We start from the raw sequence: 19,660 nt of genomic DNA on the forward strand, positions 1-19,660 counted from the left end.
GACGGGGGCCACCCTCGCCGCGCTGGCCGCCGCCGTGCGCGCGGCCGGGGCCGAGCCGGTGGGCGCCGTGGTGCTGGCCGCGGTGGCGCCCCCGCGCCGCGCCCCGGGCTCCCCGGCGCGGTGAGGGCGTCCGTCCGCGTCGCCGCCGGCGTCGGAGGGTCCTGGCCCTCGGGGCCCGGGCCCCGGTAGTGTGCCGCGCACGGAGCACGCGCCAGCTGCTCCCGTCCCGCCGACGGCCGGAAGGAGGATCGCCCCTCTCACCCGGACCGCCCGCGCGGCGGTCCCGAGGAGGGGACCGCGACCTCCCACCCGCCCGCCGCGGGGCCCGAGTGAGTCGGATTCAGGAGGACACCATGACTCTGGACGTCAGCTACATCGCCCGAGGCCTCACGCTCACGGACCGCTTCCGTGACCATGTGGAGGAGCGCCGGGAGCGGATCGAACAGCTCGCCGAGGCCGCGGACACCCTCGAGGTCAAGGTCACCAAGTCCTCCCACCACCGCCACTCCCAGGAGACCGTCCGCGTGGAGCTGACCGTGCGCGGCGCCCGCGAGGTGGTCCGCTCCGAGGCGGACGCGGACGACAAGCTGGCCGCGTTCGACGCGGCCGCCGCCCGCCTGGCCGAGCGCCTGCGCCGCCTGCGGGACCGCCGCAAGGACCGCCGTGCGGGCAAGGGCGCCACGTCCTCCCGCGGCGCGGAGGTCGCGTTCGTCCCGCCGCTGCCGGCCAACGGCGAGGAGCTCGCGGCGGAGGCCCAGGAGGCCTCGGGCGTGCCGGCCAGCGGCACCCCCGTGAGCATCCGGGCCAAGTCGTTCCCCGCCACCCCCATGACGGCGGAGCAGGCGGTGGACGCCATGGAGCTCGTGGGCCACGACTTCTACCTCTTCCAGGACACGGAGACGGACACCCCGTCCGTGGTGTACCGCCGCCGCGGCTGGAGCTACGGCGTCCTCACCCTCGACCCGGACCTGCCCGCGGACCACGCGGCGCCCGAGCAGGGCGAGGAGCGCCCGTACCGGGCGCAGGCCGACGCGGATGCGTGAGGCGTGAGCGGCCCGTCCGCACGCGGGGGGGCGGCGCCGGCCGGGGAGCACCCGGGCGGCGCCGCCCCCGTGTGGTCGGCCTCGCGCGCCCGCCGCGTCGTGCTGGCCGCGCAGGGCCTGGCCGGACCCCGTCCGGCCGCCTCCGCGCGTCGGGTCCGGGCCGTGATGGACCGGCTCGGGGTCGTGCAGATCGACTCGGTGGACGTCCTCGCCCGGGCCCACCTCATGCCCTTCCACTCCCGGCTCGACGGCGTCGACCCGTCCGACGTCGAGCGTCTCACCGTGGCGCGGCCGCACCGATTCACCGAGGCGTGGGCGCACGAGGCCTCGATCGTCCCCGCCGAGCGCCGGACCGCGCTCGTGGCCCTGCAGTCCCGCACCTGGCCCCTGGCCACGGGACTGCCCGAGCAGGAGCGGCGGGCGGCGGAGGAGCAGGTGCTGGCGCTGCTGGCGCGGCACGGCCCGCTCACGGCCCGCGAGCTCGAGGCCCGCGGCGTGGACGCCGGGGCGCGGGAGGACGGCTGGGGCTGGAACTGGTCGCGCGGCAAGCGCGTCCTCGAGCACCTCTTCGCCACCGGGGCCGTCGTGGCGGCCGGGCGCACCGCCTCGTTCGAGCGCCGATACGCCCTGCCCTCCCTGCTGTGGGCCGAGGGGCGGGGCGGCCTCACCCCGGTCCCCCCGGACCCCGCGGCCGGGGACGACCCCGCGCTGGCCGCGGCGCTGCCGCTCACCGCGGCCGCGGTGCGGGCCCTCGGGGTGGCCTCCACCGCGGCGGTGGCCGACTACCACCGCCTGCCCGTGGCGCTCACCCGGCGGGCCCTGGCGGTGCTGCAGGAGCGCGGTCAGGCCGTGCCGGTGCGGGTGCGCCTGGGCGAGGGGCCTGCCGTCCCGGCATGGGCGGACCCGCGGGCGCGCGCGCCGCGCACGGCCTCGGCGGTGGCCCTCGTGAACCCGTTCGACCCGCTCGTGTTCCACCGCCCCCGGGTCGAGCGGCTGTTCGGGGTGCGGTACCGCATCGGCATCTACACCCCCGCCGCCCGCCGCGAGCGCGGCTACTACCCGCTGCTGCTTGTGCAGGGCGAACGGCTCACCGCCCAGGTGGACCTGAAGGCGGACCGCCGGGCGGACCCGCCCGTCCTGCGGGTGCGCGGGGCGTGGACGGAGGACCCGGCCGCGGTGCCCGGCCCCCGGGACCCCGCGCCCACCGCGGACGAGGTCGCCGCGGCACTGGTCGGGGAGCTGCGGCGCCTGGCGTGCTGGACCGGTGCGGCCGGCGTCGTGGTGGACGCGGACGCCCCCGGGGACCTCGTGGCGCCGGTGCGCGGGCGCCTCCGGGCGGACGGCCCGGAGAGCCCCGGACCGTAGACTGTCCGGACGACCGCGTACCGGACCGGGCGGCCGCCGTCGTGCGCGACCTGAGCCCGGGCCCCACCGCAAGGGAGCAGAGAGCCAGTGCCTTCGATCATCGACCGCGTCCTGAAGATCTCGGACAACCGCGTCCTGAACCGCATGCGCGGCACCGTGGACGCCGTGAACCTCCTCGAGGAGGACTTCCGCGCCCTCACCGACGCCGAGCTGCGGGCCGAGACGGACACGCTGCGGGCCCGCCTGGCGGACGGCGAGTCGCTGGACCTGCTGCTGCCCGAGGCCTTCGCGGCGGTGCGCGAGGCGGCCGGGCGCACCCTGGGCCAGCGGCACTACGACGTGCAGCTGCTCGGCGGGATCGCCCTGCACCGCGGGAACATCGCGGAGATGAAGACCGGCGAGGGCAAGACCCTCGTGGCCACCGCCCCGGCGTACCTGAACGCGCTCACCGGCAAGGGCGTGCACGTGGTCACCACGAACGACTTCCTGGCCTCCTACCAGGCCGACCTGATGGGCCGCGTGTACCGCTTCCTGGGCCTGGAGACCGGCGTGATCGTCTCCGGGCAGGATCCGGCCACCCGCCGCGCCCAGTACGCCGCGGACATCACCTACGGCACGAACAACGAGTTCGGCTTCGACTTCCTGCGGGACAACATGGCCTGGTCCCTGGACGAGCTCGTCCAGCGCGGGCACCACTACGCGATCGTCGACGAGGTGGACTCCATCCTCATCGACGAGGCGCGCACCCCGCTGATCATCTCCGGCCCCGCGCAGGGTGCCACGAGCCGCTGGTACGGCGAGTTCGCCCGGCTGGTGCGGAAGCTGGACAAGGGCACGGACTACGAGGTGGACGAGAAGAAGCGCACCGTGGGCGTGCTCGAGCCCGGCATCGAGAAGGTCGAGGACCACCTCGGCATCGCGAACCTCTATGAGGCGCAGAACACCACCCTGATCCAGTTCCTGAACAATGCCGTCAAGGCCAAGGAGCTGTTCCAGCGGGACAAGGACTACGTCGTCCTCGAGGGGGAGGTGCAGATCGTCGACGAGCACACTGGCCGCGTCCTCAAGGGCCGCCGGTACAACGAGGGGCTGCACCAGGCCATCGAGGCCAAGGAGGGCGTGGAGGTCAAGCCGGAGAACCAGACCCTGGCCACCGTGACCCTGCAGAACTACTTCCGCGGCTACGAGAAGCTCTCCGGCATGACCGGCACCGCCGAGACCGAGGCGGCGGAGTTCACCTCCACCTACGGGCTCGGCGTGGTGGTGATCCCGCCGAACAAGGAGAAGCGGCGCGTGGACCGCAACGACCTGGTCTACAAGAACGAGAAGGTGAAGTTCGACGCGGTCGTCGCGGACATCGTCGAGCGCCACGCCGCGGGCCAGCCTGTCCTGGTGGGCACCACGTCCGTGGAGAAGTCCGAGTACCTCTCCACCCTGCTGTCCAAGGCCGGCGTCCGGCACGAGGTCCTCAACGCCAAGAACCACGCGCGCGAGGCCGCGATCGTGGCGCAGGCGGGCCGGCCGGGCGCCGTCACGGTGGCCACGAACATGGCCGGCCGCGGCACGGACATCATGCTCGGCGGCAACGCCGAGTTCACCGCGGTCACCCGCATGGCCGAGCTCGGCCTCGACGCCGCGGAGGACCCGGAGGCCTACGAGGCCCGCTGGCCCGAGGTGCTGGCGCAGGCCGAGGAGGCCGTCGTCGGGGACCGGGAGAGGGTCCGCGAGGCCGGCGGCCTGTACGTGCTGGGCACCGAGCGCCACGACTCCCGTCGCATCGACAACCAGCTGCGCGGCCGCTCCGGCCGCCAGGGCGACCCGGGCGAGTCCCGGTTCTACCTGTCCCTGACGGACGACCTGATGCGCAACTTCAACCCCGGCGCCGCGCAGCGGATCATGAACTCCGCCTCCATCCCGGACGACATGGCACTCGAGTTCAAGATGGTGTCCTCCGCCATCCAGAACGCCCAGTCCCAGGTGGAGGGCCGCAACGCCGAGCAGCGCAAGAACGTCCTGAAGTACGACGACGTCATGAACCGCCAGCGCGAGGCCATCTACGCGGACCGCCGCTCGATCCTCGAGGGCGAGAACCTCGGGGAGAAGGTGCGCGGGTTCGTGGCGGACGCCGTGGGCGCCGTCGTGGACGCCCACACAGAGGAGGGCGGGCCCACCGAGTGGGACCTCGAGCAGCTGTGGGCCGACCTGCGGGAGGTCTACCCCGTGGGCATCACCCCGGAGGACGTCATGGAGGAGGCCGGCGGGCGCGGCCGCCTGAAGGCCGCGGACCTGCGCCGCGAGCTGGTCTCCGACGCGCTGCTGGCCTACGACGATCGCGAGGAGCAGGTCGGCGCCGAGAACCTGCGGGAGGCCGAGCGCCGCGTGGTGCTGTCCATGGTGGGCCGCAAGTGGCAGGAGCACCTCTACGAGATGGACTACCTCAAGGAGGGCATCGGCCTGCGGGCGATGGCCCAGCGCGAGCCGCTCGTGGAGTACCAGCGTGAGGGCTACACGATGTTCCAGGCGATGCTCGCCGCCATCCGGGAGGAGTCCGTGCGCACGCTGTTCCGCGCCCAGATCGCCGCGGCACCGGCGCCCACGCAGCTGCCCGGCATCAAGGACGCCCGCGCGGCCACGATGGCCCCGCAGATCTCGATCGAGGGCGTGGAGACGCCGCGTCAGCCCGCACAGCTGCGCCTGATCGGCCCCTCCGAGGACGGGGGAGCCGTGGAGGCCAAGGCCGTCACCGGCGACGGCCGGACCGTCGACGCCGCCACCAACCGCGCCTCCCGCCGCCGCCAGGCGCGTCAGGAGCGTCGCCAGGACTGACGGATCCCCGTCAGGGAGACGACGACGGGCCCCGGCGGCCGCGCGAGGACGCGGTGGCCGGGGCCCGTGGCGTACGGGGGGATCGTCCGCGGCGGGATCAGCCGATCTCGACCGCGGTCACCTTCCAGCGGCTCAGTCGCCGCTCGACGCGCAGGGCGAGCGCCCGGGCCCGCCCGTCGACGACGACCGTGGCGCTGGCCTCGATCCGTCCGGGGGCGACCTCGCAGACCCGGGCCCCGGCCGGACGCGGCGCCGTGGTCAGGTGAGGCCGGGTGCCGGTGCGGGAGAGCAGGTCCACTCGGCGGCCCATCTTCTCGAACGCCTCGGGGTCGAGCCAGCCGGCCAGGTCGCGCAGCGGGCGGCGGCCGGCCTCGGTCTCCACGATCGCCACCGCGACGACGGCGGCCAGGGAGCGCACGCGGCGCAACTCCTCCCGGTCCTGCTCGCGGTCCGCGCGGCGCAGCAGGTCCTCGCCGCGCGGCAGGACGGCGGTGCGTCGGGCCGTGCCGTGCAGCAGCGTCGACCCGTCGGAGGGACGGGCTGCCGGGCGGCCGTGACGACGGGCGTGGGCGTGGGCGGGGGCGAGAGCGGTCATGGCGTCCTCCTGGAGGTGTGCGTGGGAAGCAAGGGAAGCGGGGGAGACGGTGCCGGCGGGTCGGCAGGGGTCCGGACCGTGGCGGGGGAGGCGACGCGGCCCGGACGGGCGGATCTCATGGGGAGGGGTTCCCCGCCGGCGGGGCGGCGTGCGGCGAGAAGACGGGGGCCACCAGCACGGTGCCCGGCAGGAGGGTGTGGGGGTCCTCGCCGATCACGTCCTCGTTCTCGCGGTGCCAGTCCCGCCAGCGGCGGTCGACCTCCCGCGGTGTGGCGTCGGGGCCGAGCTCCCGGGCGGCGATGTCCCAGAGGCAGTCCCCGGCCCGGACGGTGATGGTGGGACGATCCGTAGTGGGTCGTGCCTCGGAGACGGCGCCCGGGGGCGGGGTCTGGGGCGACCGCGGGGTCCAGGCCGCGCTGGGCAGCCGGTCGGCCGGGGCGGTGGCGGAGGTCCAGGAGGCGTCGACCGCTCCCGGCCCGCCGGGGCCCACGTCGGCGAGCGCTGCCGGGGCGGCGATCAGCTGGGCGCCGAGCACGGCCGCGCCCACCCTCTGCAGCACGCCTGGGGTCAGGCGCAGGCCGATGCGCACCCAGCCGGCCCGACCGGTCCGCCGCCCCGCCGCCTGGAGCGCCAGGCCCAGCAGGCCCACCGCCCACCACGCCAGGAGGACGAGGCCGGCGACCCCGGCCGCCAGGCCCAGGGTCTGCAGCACGGTGTCCTCGGCGGTGCCGGGGGCGGCCCTCAGCAGGCTCGCGGAGGCCGCCAGCAGGGCCGGGCCCGCGAGGATCAGCAGGACGGCCGCGGCGAGGTCGGCTGTGGCGACACGGCTGCGCCGAGGATGCAGGTGTGACGTGGCTGCGGACATGATCCCCTCCGATCGTCGGCGAGGCGGCTCCCGTGCCGTCCTCGACCGTTGTCCGTTCCAGTGAAGCGGAGGGTGCCGTTGGTTGTCAATGATGTCGTTTGATGCAATGTGATGATCTTTCGCGCACCACTCGGTGTGCACGGGCACGACCTATCCTGTGGGCATGCGGTGGGACGGACTCTTCGACGACCTGGAAGCCCAGTGGGCGGACCTCGACCGGCGGGCACTGGTCGCGGAGGCGGCCGAGCTCACCCGGGGCGAGTGGGCACGGCTGGGCACGGCGGAGCGGCTGCGGGGCGGGATCGGCCGCACGGTGCGCCTGCACCTGCTGTGGGGTGAGCACCGCGACGTGCGGCTCGACACGGTGGGCGAGGGGTGGGTCGGCGGCGTCGGCGGGGCGGGCGGCGGACTGCTGGTGCCCCTGGCGTCCCTCGCGGCGGTCGAGGGGGACCTCGGATCGGCCGCGGAGGCCTCGGAGCGACCCTCGGCACGGGCACCGCTGTCGGCCGCCCTCCGCCGCCTGGCCCGCGCCCGCGCGGCGGTGCGACTGACCTCGGTGGCCGGGGCGGCGCTCGCCGAGGGCACCCTGGACCGGGTGGGGGCGGACCACGTCGACATCGCCCGCCACGCCAGGGACGAGGCCCGTCGCCGGGAGGCGGTCCGCGGCCGCCTCACCGTCCCGTTCTCCGCGCTCGGCCTCGTGGCGGACGCGGGGGGTGGCGGCTGAGCCCGCGGCCCTGGGTCAGCGCCCGGCGTCGGCGTCCTCCCGGGTCCACTGCTCCACGCGCTCGCGGGTGACGGCCCGCTGCCGCTCCACGAACTCGTCCAGCCAGGACTCCTCGATCCGCCACTGGCCCCGCCCCCCGACCTGGATGGCCTGCAGATCGCCCGTGCGCACCAGCGCCCGGGCCTGGCTCACGGAGACGTTCAAGACCTCGGCGACGTCGGTCAGGGTCAGAAAGCGCTGCACGGATCCTCCCGGAGGTGGTGACGAGACGGTGCGGACGGGATCGCTCGCACCCCCCATTCAAGCGCCCGCCCGACGGACCCGGGACACTTTTCCACACCTGAGGCGCCGATGCCCGCCGAGCGGTGCCGGCCTCGCTACTGTGGGGTGCGCGCGGGGGCGCGGCGCTGACGGGGCGCCCGGTCCGCGCGGCCCGGGGACGGGCCTGTGCGAAGGGGGAACCGACCATGACCGTCGACCGCGCCGCGCCCGCCGAGGGCGCCCGGCTCCGCCGCCCCCGCTGGCGCGACCCCCGTCTGCTGGTGGGGCTCGTGCTCGTGCTCGCGTCGGTGGCGGGCGTCGTCGCCCTGCTGGCCGCCGCGCAGCGGACGCAGACGTACTGGGCCGCGTCCCGTGACCTCGCCCCGGGCTCGCCGGTGGACGCCGCGGCGTTCGTCCCCGTCGAGGCGCAGCTGCAGGACGCCGCGGGCCTGTACCTCACCGCGGACCGTCCCGCCCCCGAAGGACAGGTGGTGGGCGCCGTCGTGCGTCGCGGGGAGCTCGTGCCCGCCGGGGTGATGGCGCCGGCCGATCCCGCACGCCGCCGCCCGGTGGGGGTCGCCCTGGCCGAGCCCCTGCCCACGGGGGTGGGGGTGGGGGACCGCGTGGACGTGTGGGCGGCCGCGCCGGAGGAGGACGGGCGCGGTCACCAGGCCCCGCAGCGGCTGGCCGCCGGCGTGGAGATTGCCGAGCGCACGGAGGACGCGGGCGGTCTCGGCGGCGCCGCGACCACGCGGCTCCAGCTCATGGCGGACGAGGAGCTTCTGCCGCGGCTGCTGGACGCGAAGACGTCGGACGCACGCATCACCGTGGTCCCCGCGCTCGGGGAGGGCTGAGGGTGCGCGTCTCGCTCGCCGTCGTCGTCCCCGAGGGCTCCGACCTGGTCGGCTCCCTGGAGCGGGCCCAGGGGGAGATCACGGTGGTGCGGCGCACCGCCGACCTCGCAGAGCTGATCGCCGTCGCCCGCTCGGGCCTGGTGGACGCCGTCCTCGTCGCGGACGGGGCGGACCTGCTCGGCCGCGGCCTGCTGGAGGAGATCGCCCGGGTGCCGCGGCCCGTCGGGGTCGTGGCCATGAGCGAGGTCCGGGAGGACCGGCGGCGGCTGCGCGCCCTCGGCGTGCCCTGCCTGCGCGCCGACGCCGAGCCGCTCGTCCTCGCCGACGCGGTCCAGGAGGCCGTCCGCGCCGCCCACACCGGTCGGCCCGCGGACCTGTCCGTCGACCCGGAGGAGCAGGGCCAGGAGGCCCCGACCGCGGAGGCCGAGCCCGAAGAGACCGATCCTCCGCAGACCGGCGGCGCATCCGTCGGGGGCGGGGAGGAGGGGACCCCGGCCGCCCGTGGTCAGGGCCCGGGCGGCCCTCCCGCACGGACGGTCCGGGGCGCCGGAGGCAGGCCCGTGGGCGAGGGCGAGCCGCTCTCGGTCGGAGAGGCCGACGGCGTCGCCGTCGTCACGGACGAGGAGCTGGCCGGGCTCTTCGCGGACACCCCGACCGCCCCGGTCCGGTCGGCCAAGCCGGAGGGGGACGGCCCGCTTCCCCCTGCCGGGGCCACGGGGCGGCCCTATGTCCTCGCGGCGGAGGCCGGAGGCCTCCTGGAGGGCGTGGATCAGGTCGCCCGCGCAGAGGCCGGGGAGGAGGGCCGACCCGAGCCGCGCCTGGTCGCGGTGTGGGGTCCCACCGGCGCCCCGGGCCGCACGACGGTCGCCGTGAACCTGGCCGCCGAGTACGCGATCGCCGGGCTGCGCACCCTCGTGGTGGATCTGGACACCTACGGGCCGGCGGTCGGCGTGCACCTGGGGCTGACCGAGGAGACCGCCGGGGTCGCCCGGGCCGCTCACCGGGCGGACCGCGGCCCCCTCACGGCCGAGGACCTCGTGGAGGCCGCGGTGCGCGTGCGGGTGGCCGGCGGGCCGCTCGACGTGCTCACGGGCCTGACCCGTCCCGAGCGCTGGACGGAGCTGCGCCCCGGTGCGCTCCGCCAGGTCCTCGCCGAGGCGCGCCGCGGCTGGGACCGCGTGGTGGTGGACGTGGGCTTCAGCCTCGAGCAGGACGAGGAGCTCTCCTTCGACGTCCCCGCCCCGCAGCGCAACGGGGCCGCGGTGCTCGCCCTGTCCCTCGCGGACCGGGTGGTGGCGGTGGGCGGGGCCGACGCCGTCTCCCTGCCGCGCCTGCTGCGCGGGCTCGAGACGCTCCCCGAGGACCTGCCCGCCGAGCGGGTGGAGGTGGTGATGAACCGCGTGCGACCCCAGGCCTCCGGGATCTCCCCGCAGGCCCAGGTGTCCGGCGTGTGGGCCCGGTACGGGCCGGACCTGCCGCTCGTGGCGCAGCTGCCGTGGGATCCCCAGGCCGCGGACCGGGCCCTGTTCGGCGGCCAGGTCCTCGCCGAGGCCGCGCCGTCCGGCCCGCTGCGCCGTGCGCTGCGCGAGCTGGCTCTGCGGGACCCCGACGCGGCCGCCCGCGTGACGGCCGGCGCCCGCGGTCGGTCCGGGCGGACCCGTGCCGCCCGCGGCGGGGCGCGCCGTAGGGTGATCCCATGGCCAGCACCTTCGCCTCGGACCCCCTGAGCACGCACCCGGACCTGGCGCCCGAGGACCGGGCCTGGCTGCAGATGCTGGTGGGCGACTGGCAGCTGGTGGCGGACCTCGCCCTGGCGGACCTCGTGCTCTGGCACCCCGCCCCGGCCTCCCAGGCGGGCGGCGGCCACATCGCCATGGCCCAGGTGCGCCCCTTCACCGCCCCCACCCTCTTCCACCGGGACATCGTGGGCTCGCGCGCCCGCGCGGACCTGCGCGCGCTCCTGGAGCGGGTGTGGCGCGCGGGGCCGCCCGCGGACGGCGTCGGGCCCCTGGTGGAGCCGGGCGCGTCCTTCCAGGTGCGCCTGTGGCCCGTGGTCCGCCAGGGGCGGGTCATCGGCGTGGTCAGCGCCCACGAGGACCCCCACTCGCGGCCGGCGCGCTCCGCGATCGAGGACAACTACCTAGCCTCGGCCGGCACCCTGCTGGACATGGTCCAGCACGGGCGCTGGCCCGATCCCCACGACCCGCCGGCGTACTGGATCGGCGGCACCCCGCGCGTCGGGGACGGCCTCGTGGTCCTCGGTCCGGACTCCGCCGCACGGTTCACCAGCCCCAACGCCGTCTCCGCGCTGCGGCGCCTCGGTGTGAACGCCACCGTCCCAGGACACTCGCTCACGGAGCTGCTCGCCGGCACCGAGGCGGCCCGTCGGCCGGTCCAGGAGGGCTCATGGGCGGTCCTCAGCGGCCAGCGCGCCGGCCGCACCGAGGTCCAGGCCCACGGGGCCACCCTCACCGTCCGCTGCGTGCCCCTGCGCGGCGCCGACGGGTGGCGGGGCGCCCTCATGCTGCTGCGGGACGTGACCGAGCTGCGCCGTCAGGAGCAGCGCCTGATGAGCAAGGACGCCACCATCCGGGAGATCCACCACCGGGTGAAGAACAACCTCCAGACCGTGGGCTCCCTGCTGCGCATGCAGGCCCGCCGGACCGGCTCCCCGGAGACCCAGCGGGCCCTGCGCCAGGCCATGCAGCGGGTGGACACGATCGCCCTCGTGCACCAGACCCTCAGCGAGCAGCTCGACTCCGAGGTGTCCGTGGACGCGCTGATGGCCCGGCAGTTCCGGCTGGCGGTCGAGGTCGCCGGGGATGGTCGCCCGCTCGAGTCCGTGGTCGACGCCCAGTTCGGGGGACTGCCCTCGCACGTGGTCACCTCGCTCGCCCTCGCGGTCAACGAGCTGGCCACCAACGCCGTGGAGCACGGCACGGGGCCCGAGGGGGGCCGGGTGGTCCTGCGCGCGCGCCGGGAGCGGACGCCCTCCGGGGACGTCTTGGCGCTCTCCGTCACGGACGGGGTCGGGGACCCCGAGGAGGACGGGGAGGAGTTCGTGCCGCGGCCCTCGTCCTCGGGGCTGGGCCTGCGGATCGTCCAGACGCTCGTGACGGAGGAGCTGCGCGGCTCGCTGCGCTGGCGCCGGCTGTCCGATGCCGGCACCCGGGCCGAGGTGCGCATCCCGGTGGAGTGACCGAGCACCGGGGGAGGGGACCGGACACGCCGACGCCCCCGGACCACGGGTCCGGGGGCGTCACGGGCGTCCGGGCCGCGGCGGCGGCCGACGGGGTCAGGACGCGCGGCGGGCGCGCGCGGCGCGGCGCTTCATGGCGCGGCGCTCGTCCTCGCTCATGCCGCCCCACACACCGGAGTCCTGGCCGGACTCCATGGCCCACTTCAGGCAGGTGTCCATCACCTCGCACGTGCGGCACACGGCCTTGGCCTCCTCGATCTGCAGGAGGGCGGGGCCGGTGTTGCCCACCGGGAAGAACAGCTCGGGGTCCTTGTCGAGGCAGGCGGCCTTGCTGCGCCAGTCCATGGTGATGCTCGCTTCCTGTGTCTGCTGCGGGGCCCGGGGCCGCCGGATGCTGGTCGTCACGGCCGCGACGGGCACGGGGCGCGGGACGCGCCGCCGGCCCGGGATGCGGACGACCGGGTCAAATGCGACGGGGACCGCATCGGTCGAGACGGTCCCCGCGAGAAACTGATCGGTAGTGATCCTCCCACGCGCTTGCAACGTGAACAAGGGATGAATGGATCACATCGGGGCGCCCGACCTGAGTCCTTCGTCACAGCCACGGGACCGTCGCAGCCACGGGGTGGCGGGCGGCCGCGTAGCGTGGAGGTACCGCGGCCGACGCGGTCGGCCCGTCCGTCCACCCCGGGGCCCGGTCCGTGTCCCGCCCCGCCGCCCCGAAAGGCCGCCCATGTCCTCGTCCCCCTTGCACCGCGCCGCGCCGGAGCGGGGCCGCCCGGCCCGACGCCGCGCACCCCTGTCCGTCCTCGTGGCGGCGGGCGCGCTCGCCCTCGAGTCGGCCGCGCTGCTGTTCCTCGCGGTGGACGCCGTCCTGCAGTTCGACTCGGGCGGGCTGCCGCTCGGGGCCCGCGTGTTCCTGGTGGTGATCTACGTGGTCCTCGGGGCGTGGGTCGGCGCCGCCGCCGTGGGGATGCTCCGCGGCCGGGGGTGGAGCCGGGGGGCCGCCGTGGCCGTGCAGCTGTTCGGCGCCGTGCTGGGGTGGTGGCTCGTGAGCATCGGGGCCGCCCCGCTGGGCGTGGGCCTGCTCATGGTCTCGACGGCGGGCCTGCTCGCCCTCTTCACGCGCTCGGCGTCCTCCCACCTGAGGCAGGAGGACGCCGAGCGCTGAGGGGAGGGCGACGCCGTCGGTTCAGCTGACGGGGCCCGTGAACTTCTCGCCCGGGCCCTTGCCCGGGGCGTCCGGGAACGGGGAGGCCTCGCGGAAGGCGAGCTGCAGGGAGCGCAGGCCGTCGCGCAGCGGCCCGGCGTGCTGGCTGCCGATCTCGGGGGCCGCGGCGGTGACGAGGCCGGCGAGGGCCGTGATCAGCTTCCGGGCCTCGTCCAGGTCCACGAGCTCGCGGGCGTCCGGGCCGTCGGCCAGGCCCACCTTCACGGCGGACGCCGTCATCAGATGGACGGCCGTGGTGGTGATCACCTCGGCGGCGGGGACCTCGTGGATCTCCCGGATCTCGGCGGGCGCCTCGGGGGCGTCGTGCTGGTGGCTGTTCTCTTCGGTCATGGTGGTAAGCTTCCCACAGACCCTCTCCGGGTGGCGCGTCGTCGTGCAGTCCGGAGGGACAGAAAGTGGAGGCCTCCTCCCACCCGCGTCAGCAGGATGTCCGGCACCCCCGGGCCGAGTTGCCGGGTCACCGCGTGAGCGGCGGTCGTCCCGCGTCCTCGTGACGTGCGGACATCCCCGACGCCCACAGCGAAGGGTCCCGTCCCGGGACCGTTTCGAGGCCTCCCGACTGCGCGACGCAGGGGAGGCCTTCTTCATGGAGGCGGCTCCGGCCAGCGCGGGACCCCCATCGTCCAGCAAACAGGAGTGGCACCATCAGCGATCCCCGCATCAACGAGCGTATTCGCGTTCCGGAGGTCCGACTCGTCGGCCCGAACGGCGAGCAGGTCGGCATCGTCCGCATCGAGGACGCCCTGCGCCTCGCCGGCGAGGCCGATCTGGACCTCGTGGAGGTGGCCCCCACGGCCAAGCCTCCGGTGTGCAAGCTCATGGACTTCGGCAAGTTCAAGTACGAGGCGGCCGTCAAGGCCCGTGAGTCACGCAAGAAGCAGGTGAACACGGTCCTCAAGGAGGTCCGCTTCCGCCTGAAGATCGACTCGCACGACTACGAGACCAAGACCGGCCACGCCAAGAAGTTCCTGAGCCAGGGGGACAAGGTCAAGGCCATCATCCAGTTCCGCGGCCGCGAGCAGCAGCGTCCCGAGCTCGGCATCCGCCTGCTCGAGAAGTTCGCCGCCGACGTGGCGGAGCTCGGCACGGTCGAGTCCCAGCCGCGGCAGGACGGCCGCAACATGGTGATGGTCATCGGGCCGGTGCGCACCAAGGCCGACGCCCGCGAGGACCAGGTCAAGGACGCCGCCCCCCAGCGCGAGCGCAAGGGCGGCGGCTCCCGCCGCGACCAGGCGGCGCGCGAGGCCCGGGCCGCCGCGGCGGCCAAGGCCGAGGCGAACGCCGCGCCCGTGAAGAACTCCGTGGGCGACGCCTTCCCGGAGCAGCTGCGGTCCTTCGCGGCCGAGCGCGCCGAGGAGGCCGAGCGCCGGTCCGCACCGGCCAAGCCGCAGCAGAAGGCCGAGGCGCCGCAGCAGGCGGCGCCGGAGGAGAGGAAGGCCGCCCCGGCCCCGCGCCAGGCGACCCCGAAGGCTGCAGCTCCGAAGGCCCCGGCCGCTCCGAAGGCACCCGCCCCGAAGCCGGCCGCGACCCCCGCGACCGCGCCGAAGCCCGCGGCGGCCCCCAAGCCGACCGCGGTGCCGAAGCCGATGCCCGCCCCGCCGAAGCCGGCCGCCCCCCGCAAGGGGGCGCCGAAGCCCGGCCAGCGCGGCTGAACCACCCCGGCGCGCACCGCGCGTCGGGCACCAGACCGGTCCGCCCCGCACGGGGCGGGCGAGAACAGCACTGACCCGCGTCCGAGGGGCGCGGGCAGCTGACGACGAAGGAGAACGGCTGCCATGCCGAAGATGAAGACCCACAGCGGCGCCAAGAAGCGCTTCCGCGTGACCGGCTCCGGCAAGATCATGCGCCAGCAGGCCAACCGTCGCCACTACCTGGAGCACAAGTCCTCCCGCCTGACGCGTCGTCTGGCCGGGGACAAGGCCGTCTCCAAGGGCAGCATCAAGACGATCAAGCGGATGCTCGGCATCTGATCCCCTCCGGCCCGCAGGGCCGGTCCTGACCTTCCTCCCGCCGCGGCGCGCACGGCGCCGCCGGGAACCTCACAGATTGGAGAACACACGTGGCACGTGTGAAGCGGGCGGTCAACGCCCACAAGAAGCGCCGGACGATCCTGGACCGCGCCTCGGGCTACCGCGGTCAGCGCTCGCGCCTGTACCGCAAGGCGAAGGAGCAGCTGCTCCACTCGTTCGTCTACAACTACCAGCACCGCCACAAGCGCAAGGGCGACTTCCGTCGCCTGTGGATCACCCGCATCAACGCGGCCGCCCGCGCCAACGGCATGACCTACAACCGCTTCATGCAGGGCCTGAAGCTGGCCGGCGTCGAGGTGGACCGCCGCATGCTGGCCGAGATCGCCGTCTCCGACGCCGCGACCTTCACGGCCCTGGTGGAGACCGCCCGCACGGCGCTGCCGGCGGACGTCAACGCCCCGGCCGCCTCGCGCTGAGCCGTCCCCCGCGCGTGAGCGCGCCGTGACCGACAGGGGCGGGCCCGCATGGGCCCGCCCCTTCGTCATGCCCCGACGACGCCGACGCGTCCCGTCCCCCTCGACTCGCCGCTCCGACCCCCGCCCCTGGAGGACCCCATGACCCGCCACACCCGTCCCCCCGTGCCGTCCGACGTCATGGACAACCCCCGTGCCGAGCGCGTGCGTGCCGTGGCCGCCCTGGCCGGCCGGGCCGCCCGGCGTCGGTCGGGGACGTTCCTGGTGGAGGGACCGCAGGGCTGCCGCGAGGCCCTGCGCGCACACCTGGGCGAGGGACCGGAGCGGGCCCGGCGCCAGTGGCGCCCCGGGCAGGTGCTGACCCAGGTGTTCGTGGCACCGGACCTCGCCTGGCGGGACCCGGAGCTGGGGGAGCTCGTGGCCCGCGTCCACGGCCTCGAGGGGCCGGACCGGGTGCTGGTCCGGGAGGCCACGGACGAGGTGCTCACGGCGATGACGGACGCGGTCACGGCCCAGGGGATCGTGGCGGTCGCCCGCGTGCCCGAGCTGCTGCCGGCCGAGGAGCTGTGGCGGGACGCCCGCCTGGCCGCGGTGCTCTGCCGCGTCCAGGACCCGGGCAACGCGGGCACCGTCCTGCGGGCGGCCGACGCCGCCGGCGCGGACGCCGTCGTGCTGACGACGGGATCGGTGGACCCGTTCGGGCCGAAGGTGGTGCGCTCCACGGCGGGGTCCCTGTTCCACCTGCCCGTGCTGACCGGGGCGGAGGCCGGCCGGACCGCGGCCGACGCGCGGGCCGCCGGGCTGCAGGTGTGGGCGGCGGACGGCTACGGGACGGACCGCCTCGACCGGCTCGACGCGGCCGCCGTCGCGGGGCCGACCGCCTGGCTGTTCGGCAATGAGGCGCAGGGCCTGGACGACGCGGAGCTCGCCCTGGCCGACCGGCGGGTGGCCGTGCCCCTGTACGGTGCGGCGGAGTCCCTCAACGTGGCCACGGCGGCCACGGTGTGCCTCTACGCGTCGGCTATGGCCGCCCCGCGGCCCGAGTGAGCAGACCAGCCTCCGAGCACACGAGAGAGGGACGGGACATCGGAGTGATCCGATGTCCCGCCCCTCTCGGTGCGGTCGGCCCCTCAGAGGAGCCGGGCGCTGATCAGCTGATCAGACGCGGGTGCCGCGGCGGCCGGTGATGGCCTGCCAGATGAAGGCCACGATGACGCCGCCGAGAATCGCGAAGATCCAGGTGCTCAGCGAGAAGAAGGAGTTCATCGTGTCGATGTTGAACAGCGCACCGGCGATCCAGCCGCCGAGGAGGGCGCCGACGACGCCGGTGAGGAGGGCGCCGAGCCAACCGGAGCCCTGGCGGCCCGGGAGGATGGCACGAGCGATGGCGCCGGCGATGAGGCCGAGGACGATCCAGGCGATGAAGCCCATGATGGAGTTCCTTTCGAGTGATGACAAGGTCGTGAAGTCAATTTACCGGCCCCGCACCGAGGGTGGCAAGAGAGGTCCACGGGTGCCCTGCGTCATGCCGGGCCACTCCGGCGTCGTCGGGGCGGGCGTCCGAGGCCGCTCAGGCCGGCACGGAGGGGGTGTCTCCGACCGGCTCGCGTCGCAGCAGGACGACGGAGAGCAGCACGCCCAGGGCGGCGATCCCGGCGCCGATCAGCGGGGGCGCCTGCAGGGAGGCCCCGGCGCCGATGGCCGCGGCGCCCACCCAGGCGCCCATGGCGTTGGCCATGTTCAGGGCGGAGTGGTTGAGGGAGCCCGCCAGCTGCGGTGCCCCGGGGGCGGCGTCCACGAGCAGCACCTGCAGGGCGGGGGCGATGCCCGAGCCCGCCAGCGCCACCACCAGCATGCACGCCAGCAGGGCGGGCCACCACGGCGCCGTCAGGCCGACGCCCAGCAGCCCTACGGCGCTCACGGCGAAGCTCAGACGCAGGGTGGCCACCGGGTCCCGGTCCGTCAGCGCCCCGCCCACGAGGGTGCCGATCACCATGCCCGTCCCGTAGAGCGCCAGCACGGCGGGCACCCAGCGGGCCTCGAGTCCGGCCACGTCCGTCAGCAGCGGGGCGATGTACGTGTAGAGCGCGAACATGCCCGCGAAGCCGATCACCCCGATCGAGACGGTGGACCACAGGCGACCGGAGGCCAGTCCGCGCAGCTCGCGCGCCACGGAGGAGCCCTCCGGGGCCGGCACGCGGGGCACGAGCAGGACGGTGGCGACGATGCACGCCAGGGCGCAGCCGGCCACGATCACGAACATCCACCGCCAGCCGGCCGCCTGGCCCAGGGCCGTGGCGGCCGGGACGCCGAGGACGTTGGCCACGGACAGGCCCGCCATGACCCACGCGACCGCCTGTCCGCGCCGGGCCGGGCCCGCCAGGTGAGCGGCCGCGAGCGCGGCGGCGGAGAAGTAGGCGCCGTGGGGCAGGCCGGAGACGAACCGGGCGGCCATCATCGTGCCGAGCGTGGGTGAGAGGAGGGAGCCGGCGTGGCCCAGGAGGAACAGGGCCATCAGGAGGATGCCCGAGGTCCGGCGGTCCACGCGCGCCAGACCGGTGGCGAGCACGGGGGCGCCGACCACCACGCCGAGCGCGTACATGGAGATGAGGACGCCGCCGGCCTGCAGGCCCACGCCGAGGTCCGCGACCGCCTCCGGCAGCAGCCCCATCATCGTGAACTCGGTGGTGCCGATCGCGAAGCTGCCCAGCGCCAGCGCCAGGATGGCCGGCAGCAGCCGCGTGCCCCGGCGGTCGGCGGGTGGGGCTGGCGGGCCCTCGGGGGCGACGTCGGCGGGCACGGGGGTCGGGGTCCTGCGGGGGCTGGAAGGGGGCACCGCCCCAGCCTACGGAGGCGGGCGGGCCCGCCCCGGGCCCCTGGCTACGCTGGTCGCATGACCTCGGACACATCCGCAGACCGTCCCGTCCCGCCCGCGCCGGCCGTCGCGGCGCCGCCGGACACGCCGCGGGCGCCCCGGCCCGTGGTCGGTGTGGCGCTCGTGGACGCCCCGGCCGGGCCGACGTCGCTGCTCGCGGCACGCCGCTCCGCCCCCGAGGCCCTCGCCGGGCTGTGGGAGTTCCCCGGCGGGAAGGTCGAGCCGGGGGAGGAGCCGCGGGACGCGCTGGTCCGCGAGGTGCGGGAGGAGCTGGGCGTGGCGGTGCACCTGGGCGCCGAGGTGGCCGCCGCGGACCCGGAGGGGTGGGTACTGGCCAACGGCGCCCGGATGCGCGTGTTCTTCGGGGCGCTCGAGGACCCGGCGGCCGAACCGCGCCCGCTGCAGGACCACGACCTCCTGGTCTGGACGCCGCTGACCCTGGAGGACCTGCACGCCCTCGCCTGGATCCCGGCGGACCGGCCGATCGTGGACGCCCTGTTGGCCCGCGTGGCCGCCCGGGACACCGGGCTCTGACCACGTGACCGGCGGGGCGGGTGCCCGCGGGACCGGGGGCGGCGGCGGGACGGGCGTCCGACCGGCGTGCCGGACCCCGCCCGCGCGGCTCCGCCCCCGGCCGCAGGTTCTGCGCTTCCCATCGCAGGGCTTCATTAGAACATGTGTTCGAAAGCCCGGCAATCACCGCCGCGGCCATGGCGCCGCCCGTACCCTGGCCCCATGACCTCCTCCGTCCGTGTGCTGCTCACGGGGTTCGAGCCGTTCGGCGGCGACCCCCACAACCCGTCGACCGTCGCCGCCCGGGACGCCGTCGCCCTGCTCGCGGACCAGGGGGTGGCGGCCCGCGCCGTGCAGCTGCCGTGCACCTTCGCGGGGTCCGGGCCGGCCCTGGCCGCGGCGCTCGAGGCGGCTCGGCCCGAGGCGGCGGTCGCCGTCGGCCTGGCGGGCGGGACGGAGCGGGTGCGGCTGGAGCGCGTGGCCGTGAACCTCCAGGACGCCCGCATCCCGGACAACGCCGGGGCCCAGCCCGTGGACCGGCCCGTGCGCGCGGACGGGCCCGCCGCCCACCTCGCCACGCTGCCGGTCAAGCGGGCCCTGGCGCGGGTGTGCGCGGCCGGGGTGCCGGCCGAGCTGTCCCTGTCGGCCGGGACGTTCGTGTGCAACCACGTCATGTACGCGCTCCTGGACGCCCCCGGCACGGCCCGCCGGGCCGGGTTCGTGCACGTGCCGTGGGACGAGGGGCACCGGCCGGACCCCGGGACGCCGGCGCTGCCCGCCGCGTCCCTCGCCCGGGCGGTGGCCGAGACGGCGCTCGCCGCCCTCGAGGACGAGCCCGACCTCGCCGTGCCCGGCGGCGCGCT

The 19,660-nt window shown here is 75.9% G+C and carries 21 protein-coding genes; 14 read left to right on the forward strand and 7 right to left on the reverse strand.

Annotated elements, in window-relative coordinates; all coding sequences use genetic code 11:
- Positions 1–353: 353 nt before the first annotated feature.
- The 3 genes from raiA (at position 354) to secA (ending at position 5,234) form a co-directional block, all read left to right on the forward strand.
- A complete protein-coding gene (raiA, locus tag Q4D18_RS06885) occupies positions 354–1,043 on the forward strand; it encodes a ribosome-associated translation inhibitor RaiA (RefSeq protein ID WP_303126771.1) in 690 nt (229 codons plus the stop codon).
- Positions 1,044–1,046: 3 nt separating this feature from the next.
- The gene (locus Q4D18_RS06890; protein ID WP_303126773.1) at positions 1,047–2,408 is read left to right on the forward strand and encodes a winged helix-turn-helix domain-containing protein; all 1,362 of its coding nucleotides are present in this window, start codon (positions 1,047–1,049) and stop codon (positions 2,406–2,408) included.
- An 87-nt stretch (positions 2,409–2,495) separates the two neighbouring features.
- The gene (gene secA, locus Q4D18_RS06895) at positions 2,496–5,234 is read left to right on the forward strand and encodes a preprotein translocase subunit SecA (RefSeq protein ID WP_303126775.1); all 2,739 of its coding nucleotides are present in this window, start codon (positions 2,496–2,498) and stop codon (positions 5,232–5,234) included.
- A gap of 97 nt (positions 5,235–5,331) precedes the next feature.
- Here secA and Q4D18_RS06900 read toward each other — a convergent pair whose 3' ends face one another.
- On the reverse strand, positions 5,332–5,829 hold the full coding sequence (locus tag Q4D18_RS06900; RefSeq protein WP_303126776.1) for an Rv3235 family protein: 498 nt from the start codon (positions 5,827–5,829) through the stop codon (positions 5,332–5,334).
- A gap of 115 nt (positions 5,830–5,944) precedes the next feature.
- Positions 5,945–6,694 carry a LysM peptidoglycan-binding domain-containing protein gene (locus Q4D18_RS06905; RefSeq protein WP_303126778.1) on the reverse strand — a complete coding sequence of 250 codons (750 nt, stop codon included), beginning with the start codon at positions 6,692–6,694 and terminating at the stop codon, positions 5,945–5,947.
- Positions 6,695–6,857: 163 nt separating this feature from the next.
- Between Q4D18_RS06905 and Q4D18_RS06910 the strand changes: the two genes are divergently transcribed.
- Positions 6,858–7,421 carry a hypothetical protein gene (locus tag Q4D18_RS06910; RefSeq protein ID WP_303126780.1) on the forward strand — a complete coding sequence of 188 codons (564 nt, stop codon included), beginning with the start codon at positions 6,858–6,860 and terminating at the stop codon, positions 7,419–7,421.
- A 15-nt stretch (positions 7,422–7,436) separates the two neighbouring features.
- Here Q4D18_RS06910 and Q4D18_RS06915 read toward each other — a convergent pair whose 3' ends face one another.
- The gene (locus Q4D18_RS06915) at positions 7,437–7,664 is read right to left on the reverse strand and encodes a helix-turn-helix domain-containing protein (RefSeq protein WP_303126781.1); all 228 of its coding nucleotides are present in this window, start codon (positions 7,662–7,664) and stop codon (positions 7,437–7,439) included.
- Positions 7,665–7,888: 224 nt separating this feature from the next.
- Here Q4D18_RS06915 and Q4D18_RS06920 point away from each other — a divergent pair, with 224 nt between their 5' ends.
- Genes Q4D18_RS06920 through Q4D18_RS06930 form a run of 3 tightly spaced genes read left to right on the forward strand, consistent with a single transcriptional unit; the run spans position 7,889 to position 11,735 of the window.
- A complete protein-coding gene (locus Q4D18_RS06920) occupies positions 7,889–8,536 on the forward strand; it encodes a flagellar biosynthesis protein FlgA (protein ID WP_303126782.1) in 648 nt (215 codons plus the stop codon).
- Between the two features lie 2 nt (positions 8,537–8,538).
- Positions 8,539–10,263 (forward strand): ATPase, encoded by a 1,725-nt coding sequence (locus Q4D18_RS06925; protein WP_303126784.1) that lies wholly within the window; start codon positions 8,539–8,541, stop codon positions 10,261–10,263.
- Positions 10,233–11,735, forward strand: a complete 1,503-nt coding sequence (locus Q4D18_RS06930) for a sensor histidine kinase (RefSeq protein WP_303126785.1) — start codon at positions 10,233–10,235, stop codon at positions 11,733–11,735. Before Q4D18_RS06925 ends, Q4D18_RS06930 begins: the two co-directional genes overlap by 31 nt.
- A 96-nt stretch (positions 11,736–11,831) precedes the next feature.
- Here Q4D18_RS06930 and Q4D18_RS06935 read toward each other — a convergent pair whose 3' ends face one another.
- Entirely contained in the window at positions 11,832–12,080 is a 249-nt protein-coding gene (locus Q4D18_RS06935) for a WhiB family transcriptional regulator (protein ID WP_303126787.1), read from the reverse strand.
- A 388-nt stretch (positions 12,081–12,468) separates the two neighbouring features.
- On the opposite strand from Q4D18_RS06935, the gene Q4D18_RS06940 reads away from it, so the two are divergent.
- The gene (locus Q4D18_RS06940) at positions 12,469–12,906 is read left to right on the forward strand and encodes a hypothetical protein (protein WP_303126788.1); all 438 of its coding nucleotides are present in this window, start codon (positions 12,469–12,471) and stop codon (positions 12,904–12,906) included.
- 21 nt (positions 12,907–12,927) lie between these two features.
- Here Q4D18_RS06940 and Q4D18_RS06945 read toward each other — a convergent pair whose 3' ends face one another.
- Entirely contained in the window at positions 12,928–13,296 is a 369-nt protein-coding gene (locus Q4D18_RS06945; protein ID WP_303126790.1) for a DUF1844 domain-containing protein, read from the reverse strand.
- A gap of 329 nt (positions 13,297–13,625) precedes the next feature.
- Here Q4D18_RS06945 and infC point away from each other — a divergent pair, with 329 nt between their 5' ends.
- The 4 genes from infC (at position 13,626) to Q4D18_RS06965 (ending at position 16,456) form a co-directional block, all read left to right on the forward strand.
- On the forward strand, positions 13,626–14,618 hold the full coding sequence (infC, locus tag Q4D18_RS06950) for a translation initiation factor IF-3 (protein WP_303126800.1): 993 nt from the start codon (positions 13,626–13,628) through the stop codon (positions 14,616–14,618).
- Positions 14,619–14,741: 123 nt separating this feature from the next.
- Complete coding sequence (rpmI, locus tag Q4D18_RS06955; protein ID WP_135029525.1) at positions 14,742–14,936, forward strand: 50S ribosomal protein L35; 195 nt, start codon at positions 14,742–14,744, stop codon at positions 14,934–14,936.
- Positions 14,937–15,025: 89 nt separating this feature from the next.
- Complete coding sequence (gene rplT, locus Q4D18_RS06960) at positions 15,026–15,412, forward strand: 50S ribosomal protein L20 (RefSeq protein WP_248125190.1); 387 nt, start codon at positions 15,026–15,028, stop codon at positions 15,410–15,412.
- Between the two features lie 138 nt (positions 15,413–15,550).
- Positions 15,551–16,456: an RNA methyltransferase gene (locus Q4D18_RS06965; RefSeq protein WP_303126793.1), complete on the forward strand. Its 906-nt coding sequence runs from the start codon at positions 15,551–15,553 to the stop codon at positions 16,454–16,456.
- A 111-nt stretch (positions 16,457–16,567) separates the two neighbouring features.
- Here Q4D18_RS06965 and Q4D18_RS06970 read toward each other — a convergent pair whose 3' ends face one another.
- Both Q4D18_RS06970 and Q4D18_RS06975 read right to left on the reverse strand, forming a co-directional pair.
- Complete coding sequence (locus tag Q4D18_RS06970) at positions 16,568–16,840, reverse strand: GlsB/YeaQ/YmgE family stress response membrane protein (RefSeq protein WP_303126794.1); 273 nt, start codon at positions 16,838–16,840, stop codon at positions 16,568–16,570.
- Between the two features lie 139 nt (positions 16,841–16,979).
- Positions 16,980–18,245 carry an MFS transporter gene (locus Q4D18_RS06975; RefSeq protein WP_303126796.1) on the reverse strand — a complete coding sequence of 422 codons (1,266 nt, stop codon included), beginning with the start codon at positions 18,243–18,245 and terminating at the stop codon, positions 16,980–16,982.
- A 57-nt stretch (positions 18,246–18,302) separates the two neighbouring features.
- Here Q4D18_RS06975 and Q4D18_RS06980 point away from each other — a divergent pair, with 57 nt between their 5' ends.
- Together Q4D18_RS06980 and Q4D18_RS06985 are read left to right on the forward strand one after the other, a co-directional pair.
- Positions 18,303–18,818 (forward strand): (deoxy)nucleoside triphosphate pyrophosphohydrolase, encoded by a 516-nt coding sequence (locus Q4D18_RS06980; protein WP_303126798.1) that lies wholly within the window; start codon positions 18,303–18,305, stop codon positions 18,816–18,818.
- 201 nt (positions 18,819–19,019) lie between these two features.
- A partial coding sequence (locus Q4D18_RS06985; RefSeq protein ID WP_303126799.1) for a pyroglutamyl-peptidase I occupies positions 19,020–19,660 on the forward strand: 641 nt, incomplete at its 3' end.

Source organism: Micrococcus sp., from assembly GCF_030523875.1.
In the GTDB taxonomy this organism is placed as follows: domain Bacteria; phylum Actinomycetota; class Actinomycetes; order Actinomycetales; family Micrococcaceae; genus Micrococcus.